Source organism: Citrobacter sp. RHBSTW-01013, from assembly GCF_013781985.1.
In the GTDB taxonomy this organism is placed as follows: domain Bacteria; phylum Pseudomonadota; class Gammaproteobacteria; order Enterobacterales; family Enterobacteriaceae; genus Citrobacter; species Citrobacter braakii.
In genome coordinates, this window is record NZ_CP056185.1 from 1,781,682 (window position 1) to 1,801,200 (window position 19,519).

Below are 19,519 nucleotides of genomic sequence, written 5' to 3' on the forward strand. Positions count from 1 at the left end.
TGTTCGCATGGAACTTTTACTTCTTGTCTGGCGGCAGTATCGCTGGCCATTTATCAGCGTCATGGCGCTCAGCCTCGCCAGCGCTGCGTTGGGGATTGGGCTGATTGCGTTTATCAACCAGCGTCTGATTGAAACGGTCGACACCACGCTGATGGTGCTGCCGGAGTTTCTTGGCCTGTTGCTGCTATTGATGGTTGTCACTCTCGGCTCTCAGCTGGCGTTGACCACGCTCGGCCACCACTTTGTGTACCGCCTGCGTAGCGAATTTATCAAACGTATTCTGGATACCCACGTCGAGCGTATTGAACTGCTTGGCAGCGCCTCGTTGCTGGCCGGTTTAACCAGCGATATTCGCAACATCACCATCGCATTTGTTCGTCTGCCTGAGCTGGTGCAGGGGATTATCCTGACCATCGGGTCGGCGGCGTATCTGGCGATGCTGTCGACCAAAATGCTGCTGGTGACGGCTATCTGGATGGCAATCACCATCTGGGGGGGATTTGTGCTGGTGGCGCGGGTGTATAAGCACATGGCTACCCTGCGCGAAACCGAAGACAAGTTGTACAACGATTATCAGACGGTGCTGGAAGGGCGCAAAGAGCTGACGCTCAACCGCGAGCGCGCCGAGCATATCTTTAATCAGATGTACGTCCCGGATGCCAAAGAGTACCGTCACCATATTATTCGCGCCGATACCTTCCACCTGAGCGCGGTCAACTGGTCAAACATTATGATGCTGGGCGCCATTGGCCTGGTGTTCTGGATGGCGAATAGTCTGGGCTGGGCGGATACCGCCGTGGCGGCGACTTACTCACTGACGCTGTTATTCCTGCGTACGCCGCTGCTCTCTGCCGTTGGCGCGCTACCAACCCTGCTCACTGCGCAGGTGGCTTTCAACAAGCTGAATAAATTCGCACTGGCACCTTTTAAGGCCGAATTCCCGCGCCCAACCGCTTTTCCAAACTGGCAAACGCTGGAACTGCGTAACGTGGTTTTCCACTATCAGGATAATGCCTTTTCCGTAGGGCCGGTCAATCTGACGATTCATCGCGGTGAACTGATCTTCCTGATTGGCGGCAACGGCAGCGGGAAATCTACGCTGGCGATGTTACTGACCGGGCTATACCAGCCGCAGTCAGGTGAAATTTTGCTTGATGGTAAGGCCGTGGCCGTTGAAAAGCCGGAAGATTATCGCAAGCTGTTTTCCGCCGTGTTTACCGACGTCTGGCTGTTCGACAAATTGCTGGGGCCGGAAGGTAAAGAAGCCAATCCGCAGCTGGTAGCGAAGTGGCTGGAACATCTAAAGATGGGTCACAAGCTGGAGATGAACGATGGCCGCATCCTCAATCTGAAGCTGTCGAAAGGGCAGAAGAAACGCGTGGCGCTGCTGCTGGCTTTGGCGGAGGAGCGCGACATCATTCTGCTGGATGAATGGGCTGCCGATCAGGATCCCCATTTCCGTCGTGAGTTCTATCAGGTCCTGTTACCGCTGATGCAAGAAATGGGTAAAACTATCTTCGCCATTAGCCATGACGATCACTATTTTATTCACGCCGATCGTCTGCTGGAAATGCGTAACGGACAGTTGAGTGAACTGCTGGGCGATGAGCGTGATGCCGCCTCGCGTGACGCGGTGGCTCGCACCGCATGATCCCACATGCCGCCGGTTTTTTATCCACCCGGCGGCACTGTTTATTGTTATTTACATAAATCGGCATCATGATTAATGATATTTCATATCATGGATTTATGATTAATGCCTGTAACAAACAAAAACAGCGCCAGACTGCGTGATGAAGAGCGTGCGCGTCTTATCTGGCTGCTGACCACTGATAAAGCCGTTGTTTCAACGCTATTGGGCAAGCTTACCCTGGCTGAGCAATATGACGTCGGCACGTTAGCCGACGATATTGCTGAGGTAGGGGCGCTGGTCGCCCACCTGCCGCCGCCCGATTTGGCGGATACCCTCGAAGCATTACCTTCTGAAGAGCGTCACGCCCTGTGGCGACTGGTCGAAAGTGAAAAACGCGGTAACGTCCTGCTTGAGGCGTCTGAAAACGTCTGGGACGACCTGATCGATGAGATGAGCGACCGTGAGCTGCTGGATGCGTTGCAATACCTTGATATCGACGAACAGATTTATCTGGTTCAGCACCTCCCTCGTAACCTCACGGGTCGACTGCTGGCGACGTTACCGGCCGAGGAGCGGGCACGCGTCCGCCAGGTGCTGCACTACGAGAAGAATCGCGTCGGTGCGATTATGGAGTTCGAAGTTATCACCGTGCGTCCGGACGTGACGCTGGAAGTGGTGCAACGCTACCTGCGGCGGCTGGGAAAAATGCCGGAGAACACCGATAAACTCTTCGTGACCGACCGCAATAAAGTGCTGGTCGGGGAACTGACGCTCACCTGTATTCTGCTCAATGACGTGCAGCGAAAAGTCAGCGAGGTGATGGAAGATGATCCGCTCACCTTTTCTCCGGAAGATATCGCCGAACACGCCGCGCGAACCTTTGAACGTGACGACCTGGTCAGTGCCGCGGTCGTTGACTCTTCAGGTAAACTGATGGGCCGTTTAACCATCGATGAGATCGTCGATGTGGTCTATGAAGAAACCGATACCGATCTGCGTCGAATGGGCGGCTTAAGCGCCGGAGAGGATGTGTTTGCCCCCGTCACGAAAGCGGTAAAAACCCGCTGGGCGTGGTTGGCCGTTAACCTTTGTACCGCCTTTATTGCTTCGCGAGTGATCGACGGCTTTGAACATACAATTTCGCAACTGGTCGCGCTGGCCTCGCTGATGCCGATTGTGGCGGGGATCGGCGGCAACACCGGGAATCAAACCATCACCATGATTGTTCGCGCGCTGGCGCTACAAAATATTCAGCCGGGAAACCTGACGTTTTTGATCCTGCGCGAAATGGGCGTGGCGTTGATTAATGGCCTCGTGTGGGGCGGAATTATGGGCGGCATTACCTGGTGGCTGTACGATGACATGGCGCTCGGCGGCGTGATGACCCTGGCGATGATGCTCAATTTGCTGATGGCGGCGTTGATGGGCGTTATTATTCCGATGACGATGGTGAAGCTCGGGCGCGACCCGGCGGTCGGCTCGAGCGTCATGATTACGGCAATCACCGATACCGGTGGTTTCTTTATTTTTCTCGGTCTGGCAACGCTGTTTCTGATGTAGCCGCACGTTTGCCTCTGACGATACGCGGCAAAATGAGCATCGTCATCACCCCGGCAACCACGCCAAGCGCCAGGTTGCCGGTTGACACCGTTGCCGCGACGGTCATCAGCATCACCAGCGTTTCAGTAACGGGGAGTTGCCGCAGCGTAGCGGGCTGGATGCTGTGCCAACTGAAGGTTTTCACCGCCACAATCACCATAATTCCCGCCAGCACCGACATGGGGATTTTCGCCATTACTTCGCTTAACGCAGTGACCAGCAACAACAGCACCAGCCCGGCGGCGACCGTCGAGACGCGGCTGCGTCCTTTGCCCATCTCGACGTTAACGATGGTTTGACCAATCATCGCACACCCGGCGATGCCGCCATAAAAACCGGCCAGAATATTGGCTATCCCCAGCCCGGCGCCCTCGCGATTCTTATTCGACGGCGTAACCGTCAGGTCATCCACCAGACGGGCGGTTAACAGCGACTCCATTAATCCGACAAAAGCGATGCTCAGCGCGCAGGGCCAGATAATCGCCAGCGTTTGCAGGTTGAGTGGTACCAATAACTGCGTGAATCCCGGCAGGCCGCCGCGCATTGAACCTTCGTCACCGACGGTCGGTAATAGTTGTCCGCTGGTGACAGTGAACACCGTCAGCAGCACGATGGCGATAAGCGGCGCGGGGATCGCTTTAATAAACCGCGGAACCCACAGCACAATCAGCAGGGTCAGGACAAACAGCCCCCAGATTAGCGGGCTTTTACCCCAGAAATGCGGGACCTGGGCAAAGAAAATCAAAATACCCAGCGCGTTCACAAAACCGGTCATGACGGCTGTAGGAATGAATCGCATCAGACGCGCCATCCCCAATATGCCAAACAGGATCTGAATAATCCCGGCCAGCACCACCGCAGGCAGGATGTACTGGACGCCGTGTTGATGCACCATCGGGCCAATCACCAGCGCGACCGATCCTGCCGCTGCGGTAACCATTGCCGGACGGCCACCTAAAAATGACATTGCCAGGCACAGTACGACTGAGGCTATCAGGCTGACTTTAGGATCGACGCCGGCGATAACGGAAAAAGAGATCACTTCCGGGATCAGCGCCAGGGCGGTTACCACACCGGCCAGCGTTTCGCGAACCAGTAAACGGGGTTGGCGCAGCACTGCGCGCGTCGCGTGCTCCGCTACTGCGACAGAGGTGGGTTGAGTTGCAGACATCGTTACTCTTAGGTCAAAAATGGCCCGATACAGCAGACCGACAGGCATCCGTGCGGTGAATAGCAAAGCGCAGCATAGTACCTGTCTGACGGATCGGTTTCCAGAAATGATTGTCAATAACCGTATAAACTATCAACTTATTAATAACATTTTTAAAAATTAAATATAATTTATAAACAATATTTAAATATTTTTACTTAAGTGTTACCGTTGATACCGCTCGATTTTCACCTGCATTAAAAGCAAAAAACGATACTAAAAGTAAGGCATTAACATTATGAAAAAAGTGACTGCCATGCTCTTCACCATGGCCGTTGGGCTGAATGTTGTCTCGATGGCGGCAAAAGCGAAAGCGGCGGAAGAGCAGGAAACGGATGTACTGTTGATTGGCGGCGGCATCATGAGCGCCACGCTGGGAACCTATTTACAGGAGCTGGAACCGCAATGGTCAATGACCATGGTTGAGCGACTGGATGGTGTAGCGCAGGAAAGCTCAAACGGCTGGAATAACGCCGGAACAGGCCACTCCGCACTGATGGAGCTGAACTACACGCCTAAAAAGGCCGACGGTAGCATCAGCATTGAAAAGGCAGTCGAAATCAACGAAGCCTTCCAGATCTCCCGCCAGTTTTGGGCCTATCAGGTCAATAATGGCGTAATGCATGAACCACGCTCATTTATCACCACCGTTCCGCACATGAGTTTTGTCTGGGGTGACGAGAACGTGAACTTCCTGCGTGCCCGTTACACCGCACTGCAGCAGAGCACGTTATTCCGTGGCATGCGTTATTCCGAAGATCACGCGCAGATTAAAGAGTGGGCGCCGCTGGTCATGGAAGGCCGCGATCCGAAGCAGAAAGTCGCGGCAACGCGTACCGAGATTGGTACTGACGTAAACTACGGCGAAATCACGCGCCAGCTGATTGCCTCGTTGCAGAAAAAGCCCAACTTTGCGCTGCAGCTGAGTACCGAAGTGCGTGGCTTTAAACGCAATGCCGACAATAGCTGGACCGTCACGGTCGCCGATCTGAAAAATAACGAAGCGGAACACGATATCAAGGCGAAGTTTGTCTTTATCGGTGCCGGTGGCGCTGTGCTGAAGCTGTTGCAGGAAACCGACATTCCGGAAGCGAAAGGTTATGCCGGATTCCCGGTTGGCGGGCAGTTCCTGGTTGCGGATAATCCGGACGTGGTGAATCGCCACCTGGCGAAAGTGTACGGCCAGGCCTCCGTTGGCGCGCCGCCGATGTCCGTGCCGCACATCGATACCCGTATCCTTGATGGCAAACGCGTTGTACTGTTTGGGCCATTCGCGACATTCTCCACCAAGTTCCTGAAAAACGGTTCATTGTGGGATCTGCTCAGCTCGACCACCACCTCGAACTTTATGCCGATGGTCAACGTGGGTCTGGATAACTTCGATCTGGTGAAATATCTGGTAAGCCAGGTGATGCTCAGCGATGACGACCGTTTTGCCGCGCTGCAAGAGTACTATCCGCAGGCGAAAAAAGAAGACTGGCGTTTATGGCAGGCGGGCCAGCGTGTGCAGATCATTAAAAGTGATGCGGAGAAGGGCGGTGTGCTGCGTCTGGGTACCGAAGTCGTCAGCGATAAAGAGGGCACCATTGCCGCGCTGCTGGGCGCTTCTCCGGGTGCATCAACCGCGGCGCCGATTATGCTGCATCTGATGGAAAAAGTGTTTAAAGATAAAGTGGCCAGCCCTGAATGGCAGGCGAAACTGAAAACCATTATTCCGTCTTATGGTACCAAGCTGAACGGTAACGTTGAAGCTACGGAACAAGAGCTGCAATACACCAGTGATGTTCTGGGGCTGAAATATGATAAGCCGCAGGCTGCTGATGAAGCGCCGAAACCTCAGCTGAAACCTCAGGCGCAACCGCAGCCTGAGCAGAAAACTGTAGCGGATATCGCACTGTAAATAAAATGCCGGATAAGGCGGTACGCCGCCCTCCGGCACATTCTTACTTATCGTGCGACTGCGTCCTGAATCTTCTCTTCCGCTTTCCAGATACGGTATTTCACTTCCACGTTCTCCGGCGTATAGACCACAATCGGTAACTTGCTGTTGTAGCGCAGCATGCCGTCATCACCCAGATACGCGGTAATAAATTTCTTCTCTTTCTTACCGTCCGGGCAGGCCATCATGGTTGAAACCGGAGACGTCACTTTGTCGAAGACATAGTAGTCATATCCCCAACCTTCCAGCGTTTTGCTGTCCAGTTCTCCGCCCAGGCGGTGTTGGTTGCAGTCAACTTCCAGCGTTTGTCCGATCAGCAGTTCTACTTTCAGAGTAGATTCATCTTTCTCAGGGGTAAGCTGAATAACCTGGCGCTTCATACCCTTTTCCGCCTTAGGATAAGGGGCGACTTTTTCCAGCGGCTGAGCGCTGGCATCGTTACTGGCAGCCCATGCAGAGGCGCTGGCAAAGGCGGCGAAAAGTACGGCAGGGACAATTGTTTTCATCTTATTGTTCACAGTGTTTCCTTTCTTCTGTCTTATGAACGAGTCTGGGGCAGGTTAACATATTTACATAATAGATTAAGCTGGATTTACTTATATTTTAAGTGTATTTGGTATACGTCTGCTTTCGGACTAGCGATATATTCTAAGAATAATCTTAATTATAAAATCATTCTCTTTTTGAGTGGTTCGTTATATACATCGTTATATAACTCGTTGAAATGTGAGCAAAAGCGCATTTTTTCCCGCCAACTCAACACTCCTTTGATCCGGCAACAGCATTTACCCCGATTGGGGTATGCACCTCTAACACATCCTGAAATATCTTACGACTAAAAATAACTACTCATAAATAGTGCAGTTTTTTATGTCGTTCAACCCGCCAGGGCAGGGCGTCATTATGGAAGGACAATGTCATGGTTGATTTATCCCGTCGAGGCATGTTGACAGGCAGTTGGCGAAACGCCAACTCAGGGATCCGTCCGCCCTGGAGCAAGGAAGACTCTCACTTTCTGGCCCATTGCCTTCGTTGTGACGCCTGCATCCAGGCGTGTGAAACCGACATCCTGCAGCGAGGCCAGGGCGGTTACCCTAGCGTAAATTTCAAACACGGCGAGTGTAGCTTTTGCTATGCCTGCGCAGAGGCCTGTTCTGAATCCCTTTTTCTTCCGCGCCACACCAGGGCATGGGATCTGAATTTTACGATTGGGGAAAACTGTCTCGCATATCAGTCCGTTGAATGTCATCGCTGTCAGGATAGCTGTGAACCCATGGCCATAACCTTTCGTCCCACGCTGTCCGGCATTTATCAGCCGCAGCTCGACAATCAGGACTGTAACGGATGTGGCGCATGTGTCGCTATCTGCCCGGTATCAGCCATTAACGCGGAGTACAACCATGGACAATAACTGGCAGGTCTGCAGCCTGGTCGTTCAGGCCAAAAGTCAGCATATCAATGATATCGCCACGCAGTTGCGTTCGTTCCCAGGTTGCGAAGTTGCACTCAGCGATGTGGAAAGCGGTCAACTGATCGTGGTGGTGGAAGCTGAGCACAGCGAAACGTTAATGAAAACTATTGAGTCAGTGCGCAACGTTGCGGGCGTGCTGGCGGTGTCGCTGGTTTATCACCAGCAGGATGAGCAAGGTGAGGAAACACCATGAAACTCAGTCGTCGTAGCTTTATGAAAGCTAACGCCGTTGCGGCCGCTGCGGCGGCTGCCGGGTTAAGCGTGCCGGGCGTAGCCCGTGCGGTAGTCGGTCAGCAAGAAGCCATCAAATGGGACAAAGCCCCGTGCCGTTTTTGCGGGACGGGCTGTGGCGTATTGGTCGGGACGCAGCAAGGGCGTGTTGTGGCATGCCAGGGCGATCCGGATGCGCCGGTTAACCGTGGGCTTAACTGCATCAAAGGTTACTTCCTGCCGAAAATCATGTACGGAAAAGACCGTTTAACGCAGCCGATGCTGCGCATGAAGGACGGTAAGTATCACAAAGAAGGCGAGTTCACCCCGATTAGCTGGGACCAAGCCTTTGACGTGATGGAAGAGAAATTCAAAACGTCCCTGAAAGAGAAAGGCCCGGAGTCTATCGGTATGTTCGGCTCGGGTCAGTGGACGATTTGGGAAGGTTATGCCGCTGCCAAATTGTTTAAGGCGGGTTTCCGTTCGAATAACATCGACCCGAACGCGCGTCACTGCATGGCGTCAGCGGTAGTCGGCTTTATGCGTACCTTTGGTATGGATGAACCGATGGGCTGCTATGACGATATCGAGCATGCAGATGCTTTCGTCCTGTGGGGCGCGAATATGGCGGAGATGCACCCGATCCTGTGGTCGCGCATCACCAACCGTCGTCTGTCCGATCCCAATGTTAATGTCGCGGTGCTCTCCACTTTCCAGCACCGCAGCTTTGAGCTGGCGGATAACGGCATGGTCTTCACGCCGCAAACCGATCTGGTGATCCTCAACTACATCGCTAACTACATCATTCAAAACAATGCGATCAACCAGGATTTCTTTAGCAAGCACGTTAATCTGCGTAAAGGTGTGACGGACATCGGTTACGGTCTGCGTCCAACCCATCCGCTGGAAAAAGCGGCGAAAAACCCGGGATCCGATGCCTCTGAGCCGATGAGCTTTGAGGACTACAAAGCCTTTGTTGCCGAGTACACGCTGGATAAAACCGCCGAAATGACCGGCGTACCGAAAGATCAGCTGGAACAGCTGGCGCAGCTGTATGCCGATCCGAAGAAAAAAGTCATCTCCTACTGGACGATGGGCTTCAACCAACATACCCGCGGCGTGTGGGCCAACAACCTGGTCTATAACCTGCACCTGTTGACCGGTAAAATCTCCCAGCCAGGCTGCGGTCCGTTCTCTTTGACCGGTCAGCCTTCCGCCTGCGGTACCGCGCGTGAAGTCGGTACGTTCTCCCACCGTCTGCCTGCGGACATGGTGGTTACGAACGAAAAACACCGCGATATCTGTGAGAAGCACTGGAATATTCCGGCGGGGACCATTCCGGCAAAAATCGGTCTGCATGCCGTGGCGCAAGACCGTGCGCTGAAAGATGGCAAGCTCAATGTCTACTGGGCGATGTGTACCAACAACATGCAGGCCGGTCCGAACATCAACGAAGAGCGTATGCCGGGCTGGCGCGATCCGCGCAACTTCATCATCGTCTCCGATCCGTACCCGACGGTCAGCGCTCTGTCGGCCGACCTGATCCTGCCGACCGCGATGTGGGTAGAGAAAGAAGGTGCTTACGGTAACGCGGAACGCCGTACACAGTTCTGGCGTCAGCAGATTAAAGCGCCGGGTGAATCGAAATCGGATCTGTGGCAACTGGTGCAGTTCTCTCGTCGCTTCAAAACAGAAGAAGTGTGGCCGGAAGCGCTGTTGGCACAGAAACCGGAACTGCGCGGCAAAACGCTGTATGACGTACTGTTTGCCACGCCTGCAGTGACGAAATTCCCGGTGGCTGAACTGGCTGAAGATCAGCTGAACGATGAATCCCGCGAGCTGGGCTTCTATCTGCAAAAAGGGTTGTTCGAAGAGTACGCCTGGTTTGGTCGCGGTCACGGGCATGACCTTGCGCCATTTGACGATTACCACAAAGCGCGCGGTTTACGCTGGCCGGTCGTTGAGGGCAAAGAGACCCAGTGGCGCTACAGCGAAGGCAACGACCCTTACGTGAAAGCGGGTGAAAGCTACAAGTTCTACGGTAAGCCGGACGGCAAAGCGGTCATCTTCGCGCTGCCATTTGAACCTGCCGCCGAAGCGCCGGATAAAGAGTACGACCTGTGGCTGTCTACCGGACGTGTGCTGGAGCACTGGCATACCGGCAGTATGACGCGTCGCGTACCTGAGCTGCACCGTGCTTTCCCGGAAGCTGTGCTGTTTATCCATCCGCTGGATGCAAAAGCACGCGATCTGCGCCGTGGCGACAAAGTCAAAGTGGTTTCCCGTCGTGGTGAAGTTATCTCGATAGTTGAAACGCGCGGGCGTAACCGTCCACCGCAGGGGCTGGTCTACATGCCGTTCTTCGACGCCGCACAGCTGGTGAACAACCTGACGCTGGATGCGACGGATCCGCTCTCCAAAGAGACGGATTTCAAGAAGTGCGCTGTGAAACTGGCGAAGGTGTAACGCGTTATGTCCCGGTCAGCAAAACCCCAAAATGGCCGCCGCCGCTTTCTGCGCGATATGGTTCGCGCAGCGGGCGGATTAGCCGTCGTTGGCGTGGCGCTGGGGTTGCAACAGCAAACCGCACGTGCAACCGGCGTGCGGCTACGCCCGCCAGGCGCACTGAGCGAGGAGGCATTCGCCAGTGCCTGCGTGCGCTGTGGTCAGTGCGTTCAGGCCTGCCCGTATGACACGCTGAAGCTGGCGACGCTGGCCTCAGGGCTGGCTGCCGGTACGCCGTATTTTGTCGCGCGTGATATTCCCTGCGAAATGTGTGAAGACATTCCGTGCGCCAAAGTTTGCCCCAGCGGCGCGTTGGACAGGGACATTGAATCTATTGACGATTCACGCATGGGGCTGGCGGTACTGCTGGATCACGAAAACTGCCTCAACTATCAGGGATTACGCTGCGACGTTTGCTATCGCGAATGTCCGAAAATCGATGAGGCTATCACCCTGGAGCTGGACCGCAACATGCGTACCGGCAAGCATGCGCGGTTTATTCCGACCGTACACAGCGATGCCTGCACCGGCTGCGGGAAATGCGAAAAAGTCTGCGTCCTGGAGCAGCCAGCAATAAAAGTGCTGCCCCTGTCGTTGGCGAAAGGGGAGTTAGGACACCATTACCGCTTCGGTTGGCTGGAGGGGAACAATGGCAAATCGTAAACGTGACGCCGGGCGTGAAGCGCAGGCAAAAAAAGGATGGTGGAAGAGTCATCGCTGGCTGGTGCTGCGTCGTCTGAGCCAGTTTCTGATACTGGCGATGTTCCTTAGCGGCCCGTGGCTTGGCGTCTGGATCCTGCATGGCAATTACAGTAGCAGCCTGTTGCTGGACTCCATCCCGTTCACCGATCCGCTGATTACCCTGCAAAGCCTGGCCAGCGGACACCTGCCGGCGACGGTTGCGTTAACGGGGGCGGTCATCATCACGGTGCTGTATGCCCTGGCGGGTAAGCGACTGTTTTGCAGTTGGGTTTGTCCCATGAACCCTGTCACCGATTTAGCCAGTTGGTTGCGCAGAAGGTTTGACCTGAATCAGTCTGCAACCCTGCCGCGCCATATACGGTACGTCCTGCTGGTGGTTATCCTGGTCGGTTCCGCCGTGACCGGTACGCTGCTGTGGGAGTGGATAAATCCAGTCTCTCTGCTCGGACGGAGCCTGGTCATGGGATTTGGCAGCGGGGCGCTGCTGATCCTCGCGCTGTTTTTATTTGATCTACTGGTCGTTGAGCATGGCTGGTGCGGGCATCTTTGCCCACTGGGTGCGCTGTATAGCGTGGTGGGGAGTAAAGGTGCATTAACCGTTTCGGCAAAAGAACGTAACAGATGTAACCGCTGTATGGATTGTTTTCATGTTTGCCCGGAACCGCATGTGCTACGTGCGCCGGTGCTGGATGAGCAAAGTCCGGTGCAGGTAACCAGCCGCGATTGCATGGCCTGCGGTCGCTGTGTGGATGTCTGTTCTGAGGATGTTTTTACAATAACAACACGATGGAGTTCGGGAGCGAAATCATGAAAAGCCATGACCTGATTAAAGCGCTGAGTCAATGGACGGCTGCGCTGGCCCTGGTAGTCAGTGGGGCCGTTTGGGCTGCAAACGGAGTGGATCTGAGTCAGTCACCGGAAGTCTCAGGGACACAAGAAGGGGCGATTCGCATGCCGAAAGAGCAAGTGCGTATGCCGCTGAACTATGTGAATCAGCCGCCGATGGTTCCGCACAGCGTTGAAGGGTATCAGGTGACGACTAACACTAACCGCTGCCTGCAATGTCACGGTGTGGAAAGCTATCGCACCACCGGTGCGCCGCGCATCAGTCCGACGCACTTTATGGACAGCGACGGTAAGGTATTGGCTGAAGTCGCGCCGCGTCGTTATTTCTGCCTGCAATGTCACGTTCCGCAGGCTGACGCCGCGCCGATTGTTGAAAATACCTTCACCCCCTCGAAAGGTTACGGGAAATAAGAGGTCATTATGGAAAATTCTAACCGTAAACCAGGCTGGATTAAGCGCGTCTGGCAATGGTGGCGTCGCCCCAGCCGTCTGGCGCTCGGCACGCTGTTGTTAATCGGCTTTGTGGGCGGCATTATTTTCTGGGGCGGCTTTAATACCGGTATGGAAAAGGCCAATACAGAAGAGTTCTGCATTAGCTGTCACGAAATGCGCAATACGGTGTACCAGGAATACATGGAAACCGTACACTACAACAACCGTAGTGGTGTGCGAGCGACTTGCCCTGATTGTCACGTCCCACATGAGTGGGGTCCGAAAATGATTCGTAAGATCAAGGCCAGTAAAGAGCTGTACGCGAAAGCACTGGGGTTGATAGATACACCGCAGAAATTTGAAGACCATCGTTTAACGATGGCGCAAAATGAGTGGCGGCGTATGAAAGATAACAATTCGCAAGAGTGTCGAAACTGTCACAACTTCGAGTTTATGGATTTAACCGCCCAGAAAGGCGTTGCGGCCAAAATGCACGACCAGGCCGTGAAAGACGGGCAAACCTGTATTGACTGTCATAAAGGGATAGCGCACAAACTGCCTGATATGCGCGAAGTCAAACCGGGATTTTAACAGGATGTAGATAACCAGGTATGCTTGAAGCCAGAGAATTACTTTGCGAGCGGGATGACAGAATACTGTTCAGCGATTTGTCATTTCGCGTCAACGCAGGGGAATGGGTACAAATTACCGGCAGCAACGGCGCAGGGAAAACCACTTTGCTGCGGTTACTTACCGGGCTGGCGCGTCCCGACGCAGGGGAGGTTTGCTGGCAAGAGCAACCGCTGCATCACGTGCGGGACAGCTACCATCAACAACTGCTGTGGATCGGACATCAGCCGGGGATAAAAACCCGGCTTTCGGCGTTGGAAAACCTGCGTTTCTTTCACCATGACGGCGACGTCGCACAGTGTCTGGCTGCGCTGGCGCAGGCGGGGCTTGCCGGATATGAAGATATCCCGGTGAATCAACTCTCCGCCGGACAACAGCGGCGCGTGGCGCTGGCCCGTTTGTGGCTGACCCGCGCCCGGCTGTGGATCCTCGACGAACCCTTTACCGCCATTGATGTGAACGGCGTTGAGCGACTGACTCAGCGTATGGCGCAGCATACGGAGCAGGGCGGTATTGTTATTCTCACCACCCACCAACCGCTCAATGTCGAGACCGATAAAGTGCGACGTATTGCGCTGACCAGCGAGAGGGCAACGCAATGATGTGGCGAATCTTCCGTTTAGAACTACGAGTTGCGTTTCGTCATAGTGCGGAAATCGCCAATCCTTTATGGTTCTTCCTGATTGTTATTACGCTGTTCCCGCTGAGCATTGGGCCGGAGCCGCAACTGCTGGCGCGTATTGCACCGGGCATCATCTGGGTTGCGGCGCTGCTGGCGTCGTTGCTGGCGCTGGAGCGCCTGTTTCGTGATGATCTGCAGGACGGCAGCCTTGAGCAACTGATGCTGTTGCCGCTGCCGCTGCCGGCAGTGGTGCTGGCGAAAGTGATGGCGCACTGGGTCGTGACCGGCCTGCCGCTGCTGATCCTCTCGCCGCTGGTGGCGTTGCTGCTGGGCATGGACATGTACGGCTGGAAAATTATGGCGCTGACCTTGTTACTCGGGACGCCGACGCTGGGCTTCCTCGGTGCGCCGGGCGTGGGGTTGACGGTGGGCTTAAAGCGCGGCGGCGTGCTGTTAAGCGTGCTGGTACTCCCGCTCACCATACCCTTACTGATTTTTGCGACCGCGGCGATGGATGCGGCTTCCATGCACTTACCGGTTGAAGGGTACATGGCGATTCTGGGCGCGTTGCTGGTCGGCAGCGCCACGCTAAGCCCGTTTGCCACAGCTGCGGCGTTACGGATCAGCGTGCAGTAGCGCAGTTGAGATATGCAGGCCGGGCAAGGCGCCCCGGCACAACGGATATTAATTTACGGAGTCTGGTGACTGAACTATGTGGAAAACACTTCATCAATTGGCGATGCCTCCTCGGCTCTATCAGATCTGCGGCTGGTTTATCCCGTGGCTGGCGATTGCCAGCGCGGTGGTACTGATAACCGGGTTGATCTGGGGCTTTGGCTTCGCGCCTGCGGATTATCAGCAGGGGCAGAGCTATCGCATTATTTATCTGCACGTTCCGGCAGCAATCTGGTCGATGGGTATTTATGCATCGATGGCCGTTGCCGCGTTTATTGGCCTGGTCTGGCAGATGAAAATGGCCAATCTGGCGCTGGCCGCGATGGCGCCCATTGGTGCCGTGTTTACCTTTATTGCGCTGGTGACGGGCTCTGCATGGGGCAAACCGATGTGGGGCACCTGGTGGGTCTGGGATGCCCGACTCACCTCTGAACTGGTGCTGCTGTTTCTCTACGTTGGCGCCATTGCGCTGTGGCATGCCTTTGACGACCGCCGTCTGGCTGGTCGCGCTGCCGGCATTCTGGTGCTGATTGGCGTGGTCAACTTGCCGATTATTCACTACTCGGTCGAGTGGTGGAATACGCTGCATCAGGGGTCGACCCGTATGCAGCAGAGTATCGATCCGGCAATGCGCGCGCCGCTGCGTCTGGCGATCGTCGGCTACCTGTTACTGTTTGTCACGCTGGCGCTGATGCGCATGCGTAACCTGATTTTGATGATGGAAAAACGCCGCCCGTGGGTGAGCGAACTGATCTTAAAAAGAGGCCGCCAATGACCCCTGCATTTGCATCATGGAGTGATTTTTTCGCGATGGGCGGTTACGCCTTGTATGTCTGGCTGGCTGTGGCGATGAGCGTTATCCCGCTGGTGGCGCTGGTGCTGCATTCTGCGTTACAGCATCGTGCCATCTTACGCGGTGTCGCGCAGCAGCGGGCGAGAGAAGCGCGCATGCGCGCGGCGCAAGTGCAACGGGAGGCGGCGTGAATATTCGACGTAAAAATCGGTTATGGATAGCCTGCGCGGTCCTGGCAGGTCTGGCTTTGACCATTTCGCTGGTACTCTACGCGCTGCGTTCCAATATCGACCTGTTCTATACGCCGGGAGAAATACTCTACGGGAAGCGCGAAACGCAGCAAATGCCTGAAGTCGGCCAGCGCCTGCGCGTGGGTGGTATGGTAATGCCTGGCAGCGTAAAGCGCGATCCGCAGTCGTTGAAGGTGAATTTCAGCATCTATGACGCCGAAGGTGTGGTGGATGTCACCTATGAAGGCATTCTGCCGGATCTGTTCCGCGAAGGGCAGGGCGTCGTCGTTCAGGGCGAACTGGACGGGGGAAATCATGTGCAGGCCAAAGAAGTGCTTGCTAAACATGATGAAAATTACACCCCGCCGGAAGTCGAAAAAGCGATGCAGGAAAACCACCGTCGCCCGGAAAGTGTTTATAAGGATAAAACGTCATGATGCCTGAAATTGGCAATGCGCTGTTGTGCCTTGCGCTTGGCGTTGCATTACTGCTGTCGGTCTATCCGCTGTGGGGCGTAGCGCGCGGCGACGTGCGGATGATGGCCTCCGCGCGTCCCTTTGCCTGGGTACTGTTTATCTGTGTGATGGGGGCGTTCCTGATTCTGGTCAACGCCTTCGTGGTTAATGACTTTACCGTGACCTACGTCGCCAGCAACTCCAACACCCAGCTTCCGGTCTGGTATCGGGTGGCGGCGACGTGGGGGGCGCATGAAGGCTCGCTGCTGCTGTGGGTGCTGCTGATGAGCGGCTGGACGTTCGCCGTTGCAGCGTTCAGCCAGCGCATGCCGCTGGATATCGTCGCCCGCGTGCTGGCGGTCATGGGAATGGTCAGCGTCGGTTTCCTGCTGTTTATTCTGTTTACCTCCAACCCGTTTGCCCGCACGTTGCCGAACTTCCCGATTGAAGGACGTGACCTGAACCCGCTGTTGCAGGATCCGGGGCTGATTTTCCATCCGCCGCTGCTGTACATGGGGTATGTCGGCTTCTCGGTCGCCTTTGCGTTTGCGATTGCTGCGCTGATGAGCGGTCGACTGGACAGCACATTCGCCCGTTTTTCGCGTCCGTGGACGCTGGCGGCGTGGGTGTTTCTGACGCTGGGCATTGTGCTCGGTTCGGCCTGGGCCTATTACGAGCTGGGCTGGGGCGGCTGGTGGTTCTGGGATCCGGTTGAAAACGCCTCGTTTATGCCATGGCTGGTGGGAACGGCGCTGATGCACTCGTTGTCGGTAACCGAACAGCGCGCCAGCTTTAAAGCCTGGACGCTGTTGCTGTCAATCTGCGCATTCTCACTTTGTCTGTTAGGTACTTTCCTGGTGCGCTCCGGCGTACTGGTGTCGGTGCATGCTTTCGCCTCCGATCCGTCGCGCGGGATGTTTATTCTGGCCTTTATGGTGCTGGTAATTGGCGGCTCCCTGCTGCTGTTTGCGGTGCGCGGTCACAAGGTTCGCTCACGGGTAAACAACGCGCTGTGGTCGCGTGAATCGCTGCTGCTGGGGAATAACGTCCTGCTGATTGCCGCCATGCTGGTGGTGCTACTGGGCACGCTGCTGCCGCTGGTGCACAAACAGCTGGGGCTGGGCAGCATTTCGATTGGCGAGCCGTTTTTCAACACCATGTTCACCTGGCTGATGGCGCCGTTCGCACTGTTGTTGGGGATTGGGCCATTAGTGCGCTGGGGCCGTGACCGACCGCGTAAACTGAAAACGTTATTGCTTATCGCGTTTGTCACCACCCTTGTTCTGTCGCTGCTGCTGCCGTGGCTGCTTGAGGATCGCATTGCCGCCATGACAGTGGTGGGGCTGGCGATGGCGTGCTGGATATTCGTACTGGCGATGTCCGAAGCGTTCCTGCGTATTTCCCGTGGGACAAAGCTGACGCCAAGCTACTGGGGCATGGTATCGGGTCACGTTGGGCTGGCGATTACCATTGTTGGTATTGCCTTTAGCCAGAACTACAGCGTTGAACGCGATGTGCGCATGAAAGCGGGTGATAGCGTTAGTATCCATAACTATCAGTTCACTTTCCGCGAAGTGAAAGATATTACCGGGCCAAACTACCGGGGCGGCGTTGCCATTATTGGCGTTACCCGAGACGGTAAGCCGGAAGCCACGCTGCATGCGGAAAAACGCTTCTATAACAGCACCAGTTCGATGATGACCGAAGCGGCAATTGACGGCGGATTCACGCGCGATCTGTACGCTGCGCTGGGTGAAGAACTGGATAATGGCGCATGGGCTGTACGCCTGTACTACAAACCGTTTATTCGCTGGATTTGGGCCGGAGGATTGCTGATGGCGCTGGGCGGGTTGTTCTGCCTGTTTGATCCACGCTATCGCCAGCGGACGCGACCTCGCGCCGCGGTGCAAAAAAATGCGTCGGAGGCTGTATGAAGCGCAACGCACTGTTAATTCCGTTTATTATTTTTCTCATCATTGCGGCGGCGCTGTTGTGGCAGCTCGCGCGTAACGCTCAGGGCGACGATCCCACTAATCTGGAATCGGCGCTGATCGGCAAACCTGTTCCGACATTCCGCCTGGAGTCACTGGAAAATCCGGGTCAGCACTATCAGGCCGATGTGCTGACGCAGGGCAAACCGGTATTGCTGAACGTCTGGGCGACCTGGTGCCCGACCTGTCGCGCCGAGCATCAGTATCTGAATCAGCTGTCTGCGCAAGGCGTGCGGGTAGTGGGTCTGAACTATAAAGATGATCGTCAGAAAGCCATTGTCTGGCTGAAAGAGCTGGGTAATCCTTACTCATTAAGTCTGTTTGACGGCGACGGTATGCTCGGTCTGGATCTTGGCGTGTACGGTGCTCCGGAGACGTTCCTGATCGACGGCAAAGGCATTATTCGCTATCGCCATGCCGGCGATCTGAACGCCCGGGTGTGGGAGAGCGAGATCAAACCGTTATGGGACAAGTACAGTAAGGAGGCTGCGCAATGAGATTTTTACTGGGCCTGCTAATGCTGGTTATCTCGGGATCCGCGCTTGCGACTATCGACGTGATGCAGTTTAAGGACGAAGCGCAGGAGCAGCAGTTCCGCCAGCTTACTGAACAACTGCGTTGTCCTAAATGCCAGAACAACAGCATTGCCGATTCTAACTCGATGATTGCCACCGACCTGCGTCAGAAAGTGTACGAACTGATGCAGGAAGGAAAAAGCCAGAAAGAAATTGTCGATTACATGGTGGCGCGCTACGGCAACTTCGTCACGTACGATCCGCCGTTAACGCCGCTCACCGTGCTGCTGTGGGTGATGCCGGTGGTAGCGATTGGTCTGGGGGGCTGGATCATTTTCGCCCGTACTCGCCGACGCGTCCGGGTGAAACAGGAAGCGTTTCCTGACGATGTTATTCCGAATGGCAAGCGCGGTGGATTCGGGTTGTTTGTGCCAGGTATCGTGGTGGCGCTGGTGGTTGGCGCAGTAAGCTATTACCAAACCGGCAGCTATAAGCAGGTTCAGGTCTGGCAGCAGGCCACCGCTCAGGCTCCGGCGCTGCTGGAGCGGGCGTTGGATCCGAAAGCGGAACCGCTCAATGAAGAAGATATGGCGCGTCTGGCGCTGGGGCTGCGCACGCGTTTACAAGCCGATCCCACAAATGTTGAAGGCTGGATCATGCTTGGACGCATTGGCATGGTACTCGGTAACGCCAGTACGGCCACTGAAGCCTATGCCAATGCCTATCGACTGGATCCTAAAAACAGCGATGCGGCGCTGGGCTATGCGGAAGCGCTGACCCGTTCTTCCGATCCTGATGATAACCGTCGGGGAGGGGAGCTGTTACGCCAACTGGTGCGTGGCGAACATGCCAACGTGCGGGTTCTCAGCATGTACGCTTTCAACGCCTTTGAACAGCAGCGCTTCGGCGAGGCGGTTGCGGCGTGGGAGATGATGCTGAAACTATTACCTGCCAACGATACCCGTCGGGCGGTAATAGAACGGAGCATTAAGCAGGCGATGGAGCAGCTAACGCCGCAGGAGAAATAAGTATCCAGAATAGCCCCGATAGCGCTTCGCATA

Annotated in this window: 20 protein-coding genes; 18 read left to right on the forward strand and 2 right to left on the reverse strand. The window is 55.3% G+C overall.

Translation table 11 applies throughout. The features are described from left to right. The first annotated feature begins 7 nt into the window (after nt 1-7). Complete coding sequence (locus HV350_RS08640; protein WP_047416264.1) at nt 8-1,651, forward strand: multidrug ABC transporter permease/ATP-binding protein; 1,644 nt, start codon at nt 8-10, stop codon at nt 1,649-1,651. Between the two features lie 105 nt (nt 1,652-1,756). Beyond that, nucleotides 1,757-3,193, forward strand: coding sequence for a magnesium transporter (gene mgtE / locus HV350_RS08645; protein ID WP_016153782.1), 1,437 nt, complete (start codon nt 1,757-1,759; stop codon nt 3,191-3,193). Here mgtE and HV350_RS08650 read toward each other — a convergent pair. Further along, a complete protein-coding gene (locus HV350_RS08650; protein WP_181630256.1) occupies nt 3,156-4,403 on the reverse strand; it encodes a SulP family inorganic anion transporter in 1,248 nt (415 codons plus the stop codon). The genes mgtE and HV350_RS08650 overlap by 38 nt on opposite strands. A 277-nt stretch (nt 4,404-4,680) precedes the next feature. Between HV350_RS08650 and mqo the strand changes: the two genes are divergently transcribed. After that, on the forward strand, nt 4,681-6,342 hold the full coding sequence (gene mqo, locus HV350_RS08655) for a malate dehydrogenase (quinone) (RefSeq protein ID WP_181630258.1): 1,662 nt from the start codon (nt 4,681-4,683) through the stop codon (nt 6,340-6,342). A gap of 47 nt (nt 6,343-6,389) precedes the next feature. Here the strand turns inward: mqo and eco are convergent, their stop codons facing one another. Beyond that, on the reverse strand, nt 6,390-6,887 hold the full coding sequence (eco, locus tag HV350_RS08660; RefSeq protein ID WP_181627191.1) for a serine protease inhibitor ecotin: 498 nt from the start codon (nt 6,885-6,887) through the stop codon (nt 6,390-6,392). Nucleotides 6,888-7,300: 413 nt separating this feature from the next. Here eco and napF point away from each other — a divergent pair, with 413 nt between their 5' ends. The 15 genes from napF (at nt 7,301) to HV350_RS08735 (ending at nt 19,486) form a co-directional block, all read left to right on the forward strand. Continuing rightward, nucleotides 7,301-7,792 carry a ferredoxin-type protein NapF gene (gene napF, locus HV350_RS08665; RefSeq protein ID WP_131405173.1) on the forward strand — a complete coding sequence of 164 codons (492 nt, stop codon included), beginning with the start codon at nt 7,301-7,303 and terminating at the stop codon, nt 7,790-7,792. Continuing rightward, nucleotides 7,782-8,045, forward strand: a complete 264-nt coding sequence (gene napD, locus HV350_RS08670; protein ID WP_016153776.1) for a chaperone NapD — start codon at nt 7,782-7,784, stop codon at nt 8,043-8,045. Before napF ends, napD begins: the two co-directional genes overlap by 11 nt. Continuing rightward, nucleotides 8,042-10,528, forward strand: a complete 2,487-nt coding sequence (napA, locus tag HV350_RS08675; RefSeq protein ID WP_016153775.1) for a nitrate reductase catalytic subunit NapA — start codon at nt 8,042-8,044, stop codon at nt 10,526-10,528. Before napD ends, napA begins: the two co-directional genes overlap by 4 nt. A 6-nt stretch (nt 10,529-10,534) precedes the next feature. Next, nucleotides 10,535-11,230: a ferredoxin-type protein NapG gene (gene napG, locus HV350_RS08680; protein WP_016153774.1), complete on the forward strand. Its 696-nt coding sequence runs from the start codon at nt 10,535-10,537 to the stop codon at nt 11,228-11,230. Further along, entirely contained in the window at nt 11,217-12,080 is an 864-nt protein-coding gene (napH, locus tag HV350_RS08685) for a quinol dehydrogenase ferredoxin subunit NapH (RefSeq protein WP_016153773.1), read from the forward strand. The genes napG and napH overlap by 14 nt, the downstream gene beginning before the upstream one ends. Then, a complete protein-coding gene (gene napB / locus HV350_RS08690) occupies nt 12,077-12,526 on the forward strand; it encodes a nitrate reductase cytochrome c-type subunit (protein ID WP_016153772.1) in 450 nt (149 codons plus the stop codon). The genes napH and napB overlap by 4 nt, the downstream gene beginning before the upstream one ends. 9 nt (nt 12,527-12,535) lie before the next feature. Continuing rightward, a complete protein-coding gene (gene napC / locus HV350_RS08695; protein ID WP_003027548.1) occupies nt 12,536-13,138 on the forward strand; it encodes a cytochrome c-type protein NapC in 603 nt (200 codons plus the stop codon). A gap of 20 nt (nt 13,139-13,158) precedes the next feature. Next, nucleotides 13,159-13,779 (forward strand): cytochrome c biogenesis heme-transporting ATPase CcmA, encoded by a 621-nt coding sequence (gene ccmA, locus HV350_RS08700; RefSeq protein ID WP_016153771.1) that lies wholly within the window; start codon nt 13,159-13,161, stop codon nt 13,777-13,779. After that, on the forward strand, nt 13,776-14,435 hold the full coding sequence (gene ccmB / locus HV350_RS08705; RefSeq protein WP_003027542.1) for a heme exporter protein CcmB: 660 nt from the start codon (nt 13,776-13,778) through the stop codon (nt 14,433-14,435). The genes ccmA and ccmB overlap by 4 nt, the downstream gene beginning before the upstream one ends. Before the next feature lie 76 nt (nt 14,436-14,511). After that, entirely contained in the window at nt 14,512-15,249 is a 738-nt protein-coding gene (locus tag HV350_RS08710) for a heme ABC transporter permease (RefSeq protein WP_016153769.1), read from the forward strand. Beyond that, the gene (gene ccmD / locus HV350_RS08715) at nt 15,246-15,458 is read left to right on the forward strand and encodes a heme exporter protein CcmD (RefSeq protein ID WP_016157004.1); all 213 of its coding nucleotides are present in this window, start codon (nt 15,246-15,248) and stop codon (nt 15,456-15,458) included. The genes HV350_RS08710 and ccmD overlap by 4 nt, the downstream gene beginning before the upstream one ends. Next, nucleotides 15,455-15,934: a cytochrome c maturation protein CcmE gene (gene ccmE, locus HV350_RS08720; protein ID WP_016153767.1), complete on the forward strand. Its 480-nt coding sequence runs from the start codon at nt 15,455-15,457 to the stop codon at nt 15,932-15,934. Before ccmD ends, ccmE begins: the two co-directional genes overlap by 4 nt. Further along, nucleotides 15,931-17,886, forward strand: coding sequence for a heme lyase CcmF/NrfE family subunit (locus tag HV350_RS08725; protein ID WP_016153766.1), 1,956 nt, complete (start codon nt 15,931-15,933; stop codon nt 17,884-17,886). The genes ccmE and HV350_RS08725 overlap by 4 nt, the downstream gene beginning before the upstream one ends. Further along, a complete protein-coding gene (gene dsbE, locus HV350_RS08730; protein WP_003834613.1) occupies nt 17,883-18,440 on the forward strand; it encodes a thiol:disulfide interchange protein DsbE in 558 nt (185 codons plus the stop codon). The genes HV350_RS08725 and dsbE overlap by 4 nt, the downstream gene beginning before the upstream one ends. Then, the gene (locus HV350_RS08735; protein WP_181630260.1) at nt 18,437-19,486 is read left to right on the forward strand and encodes a cytochrome c-type biogenesis protein CcmH; all 1,050 of its coding nucleotides are present in this window, start codon (nt 18,437-18,439) and stop codon (nt 19,484-19,486) included. The genes dsbE and HV350_RS08735 overlap by 4 nt, the downstream gene beginning before the upstream one ends. Nucleotides 19,487-19,519: the final 33 nt, after the last annotated feature.

Bases quoted from the DNA above. Each gene is read 5' to 3' on its own strand.
- HV350_RS08640 (WP_047416264.1), top strand. From the start codon at position 8: ATGGAACTTTTACTTCTTGTCTGGCGGCAGTATCGCTGGCCATTTATC.
- mgtE (WP_016153782.1), top strand. From the start codon at position 1,757: ATGCCTGTAACAAACAAAAACAGCGCCAGACTGCGTGATGAAGAGCGT.
- HV350_RS08650 (WP_181630256.1), bottom strand. From the start codon at position 4,403: ATGTCTGCAACTCAACCCACCTCTGTCGCAGTAGCGGAGCACGCGACG.
- mqo (WP_181630258.1), top strand. From the start codon at position 4,681: ATGAAAAAAGTGACTGCCATGCTCTTCACCATGGCCGTTGGGCTGAAT.
- eco (WP_181627191.1), bottom strand. From the start codon at position 6,887: ATGAAAACAATTGTCCCTGCCGTACTTTTCGCCGCCTTTGCCAGCGCC.
- napF (WP_131405173.1), top strand. From the start codon at position 7,301: ATGGTTGATTTATCCCGTCGAGGCATGTTGACAGGCAGTTGGCGAAAC.
- napD (WP_016153776.1), top strand. From the start codon at position 7,782: ATGGACAATAACTGGCAGGTCTGCAGCCTGGTCGTTCAGGCCAAAAGT.
- napA (WP_016153775.1), top strand. From the start codon at position 8,042: ATGAAACTCAGTCGTCGTAGCTTTATGAAAGCTAACGCCGTTGCGGCC.
- napG (WP_016153774.1), top strand. From the start codon at position 10,535: ATGTCCCGGTCAGCAAAACCCCAAAATGGCCGCCGCCGCTTTCTGCGC.
- napH (WP_016153773.1), top strand. From the start codon at position 11,217: ATGGCAAATCGTAAACGTGACGCCGGGCGTGAAGCGCAGGCAAAAAAA.
- napB (WP_016153772.1), top strand. From the start codon at position 12,077: ATGAAAAGCCATGACCTGATTAAAGCGCTGAGTCAATGGACGGCTGCG.
- napC (WP_003027548.1), top strand. From the start codon at position 12,536: ATGGAAAATTCTAACCGTAAACCAGGCTGGATTAAGCGCGTCTGGCAA.
- ccmA (WP_016153771.1), top strand. From the start codon at position 13,159: ATGCTTGAAGCCAGAGAATTACTTTGCGAGCGGGATGACAGAATACTG.
- ccmB (WP_003027542.1), top strand. From the start codon at position 13,776: ATGATGTGGCGAATCTTCCGTTTAGAACTACGAGTTGCGTTTCGTCAT.
- HV350_RS08710 (WP_016153769.1), top strand. From the start codon at position 14,512: ATGTGGAAAACACTTCATCAATTGGCGATGCCTCCTCGGCTCTATCAG.
- ccmD (WP_016157004.1), top strand. From the start codon at position 15,246: ATGACCCCTGCATTTGCATCATGGAGTGATTTTTTCGCGATGGGCGGT.
- HV350_RS08725 (WP_016153766.1), top strand. From the start codon at position 15,931: ATGATGCCTGAAATTGGCAATGCGCTGTTGTGCCTTGCGCTTGGCGTT.
- dsbE (WP_003834613.1), top strand. From the start codon at position 17,883: ATGAAGCGCAACGCACTGTTAATTCCGTTTATTATTTTTCTCATCATT.
- HV350_RS08735 (WP_181630260.1), top strand. From the start codon at position 18,437: ATGAGATTTTTACTGGGCCTGCTAATGCTGGTTATCTCGGGATCCGCG.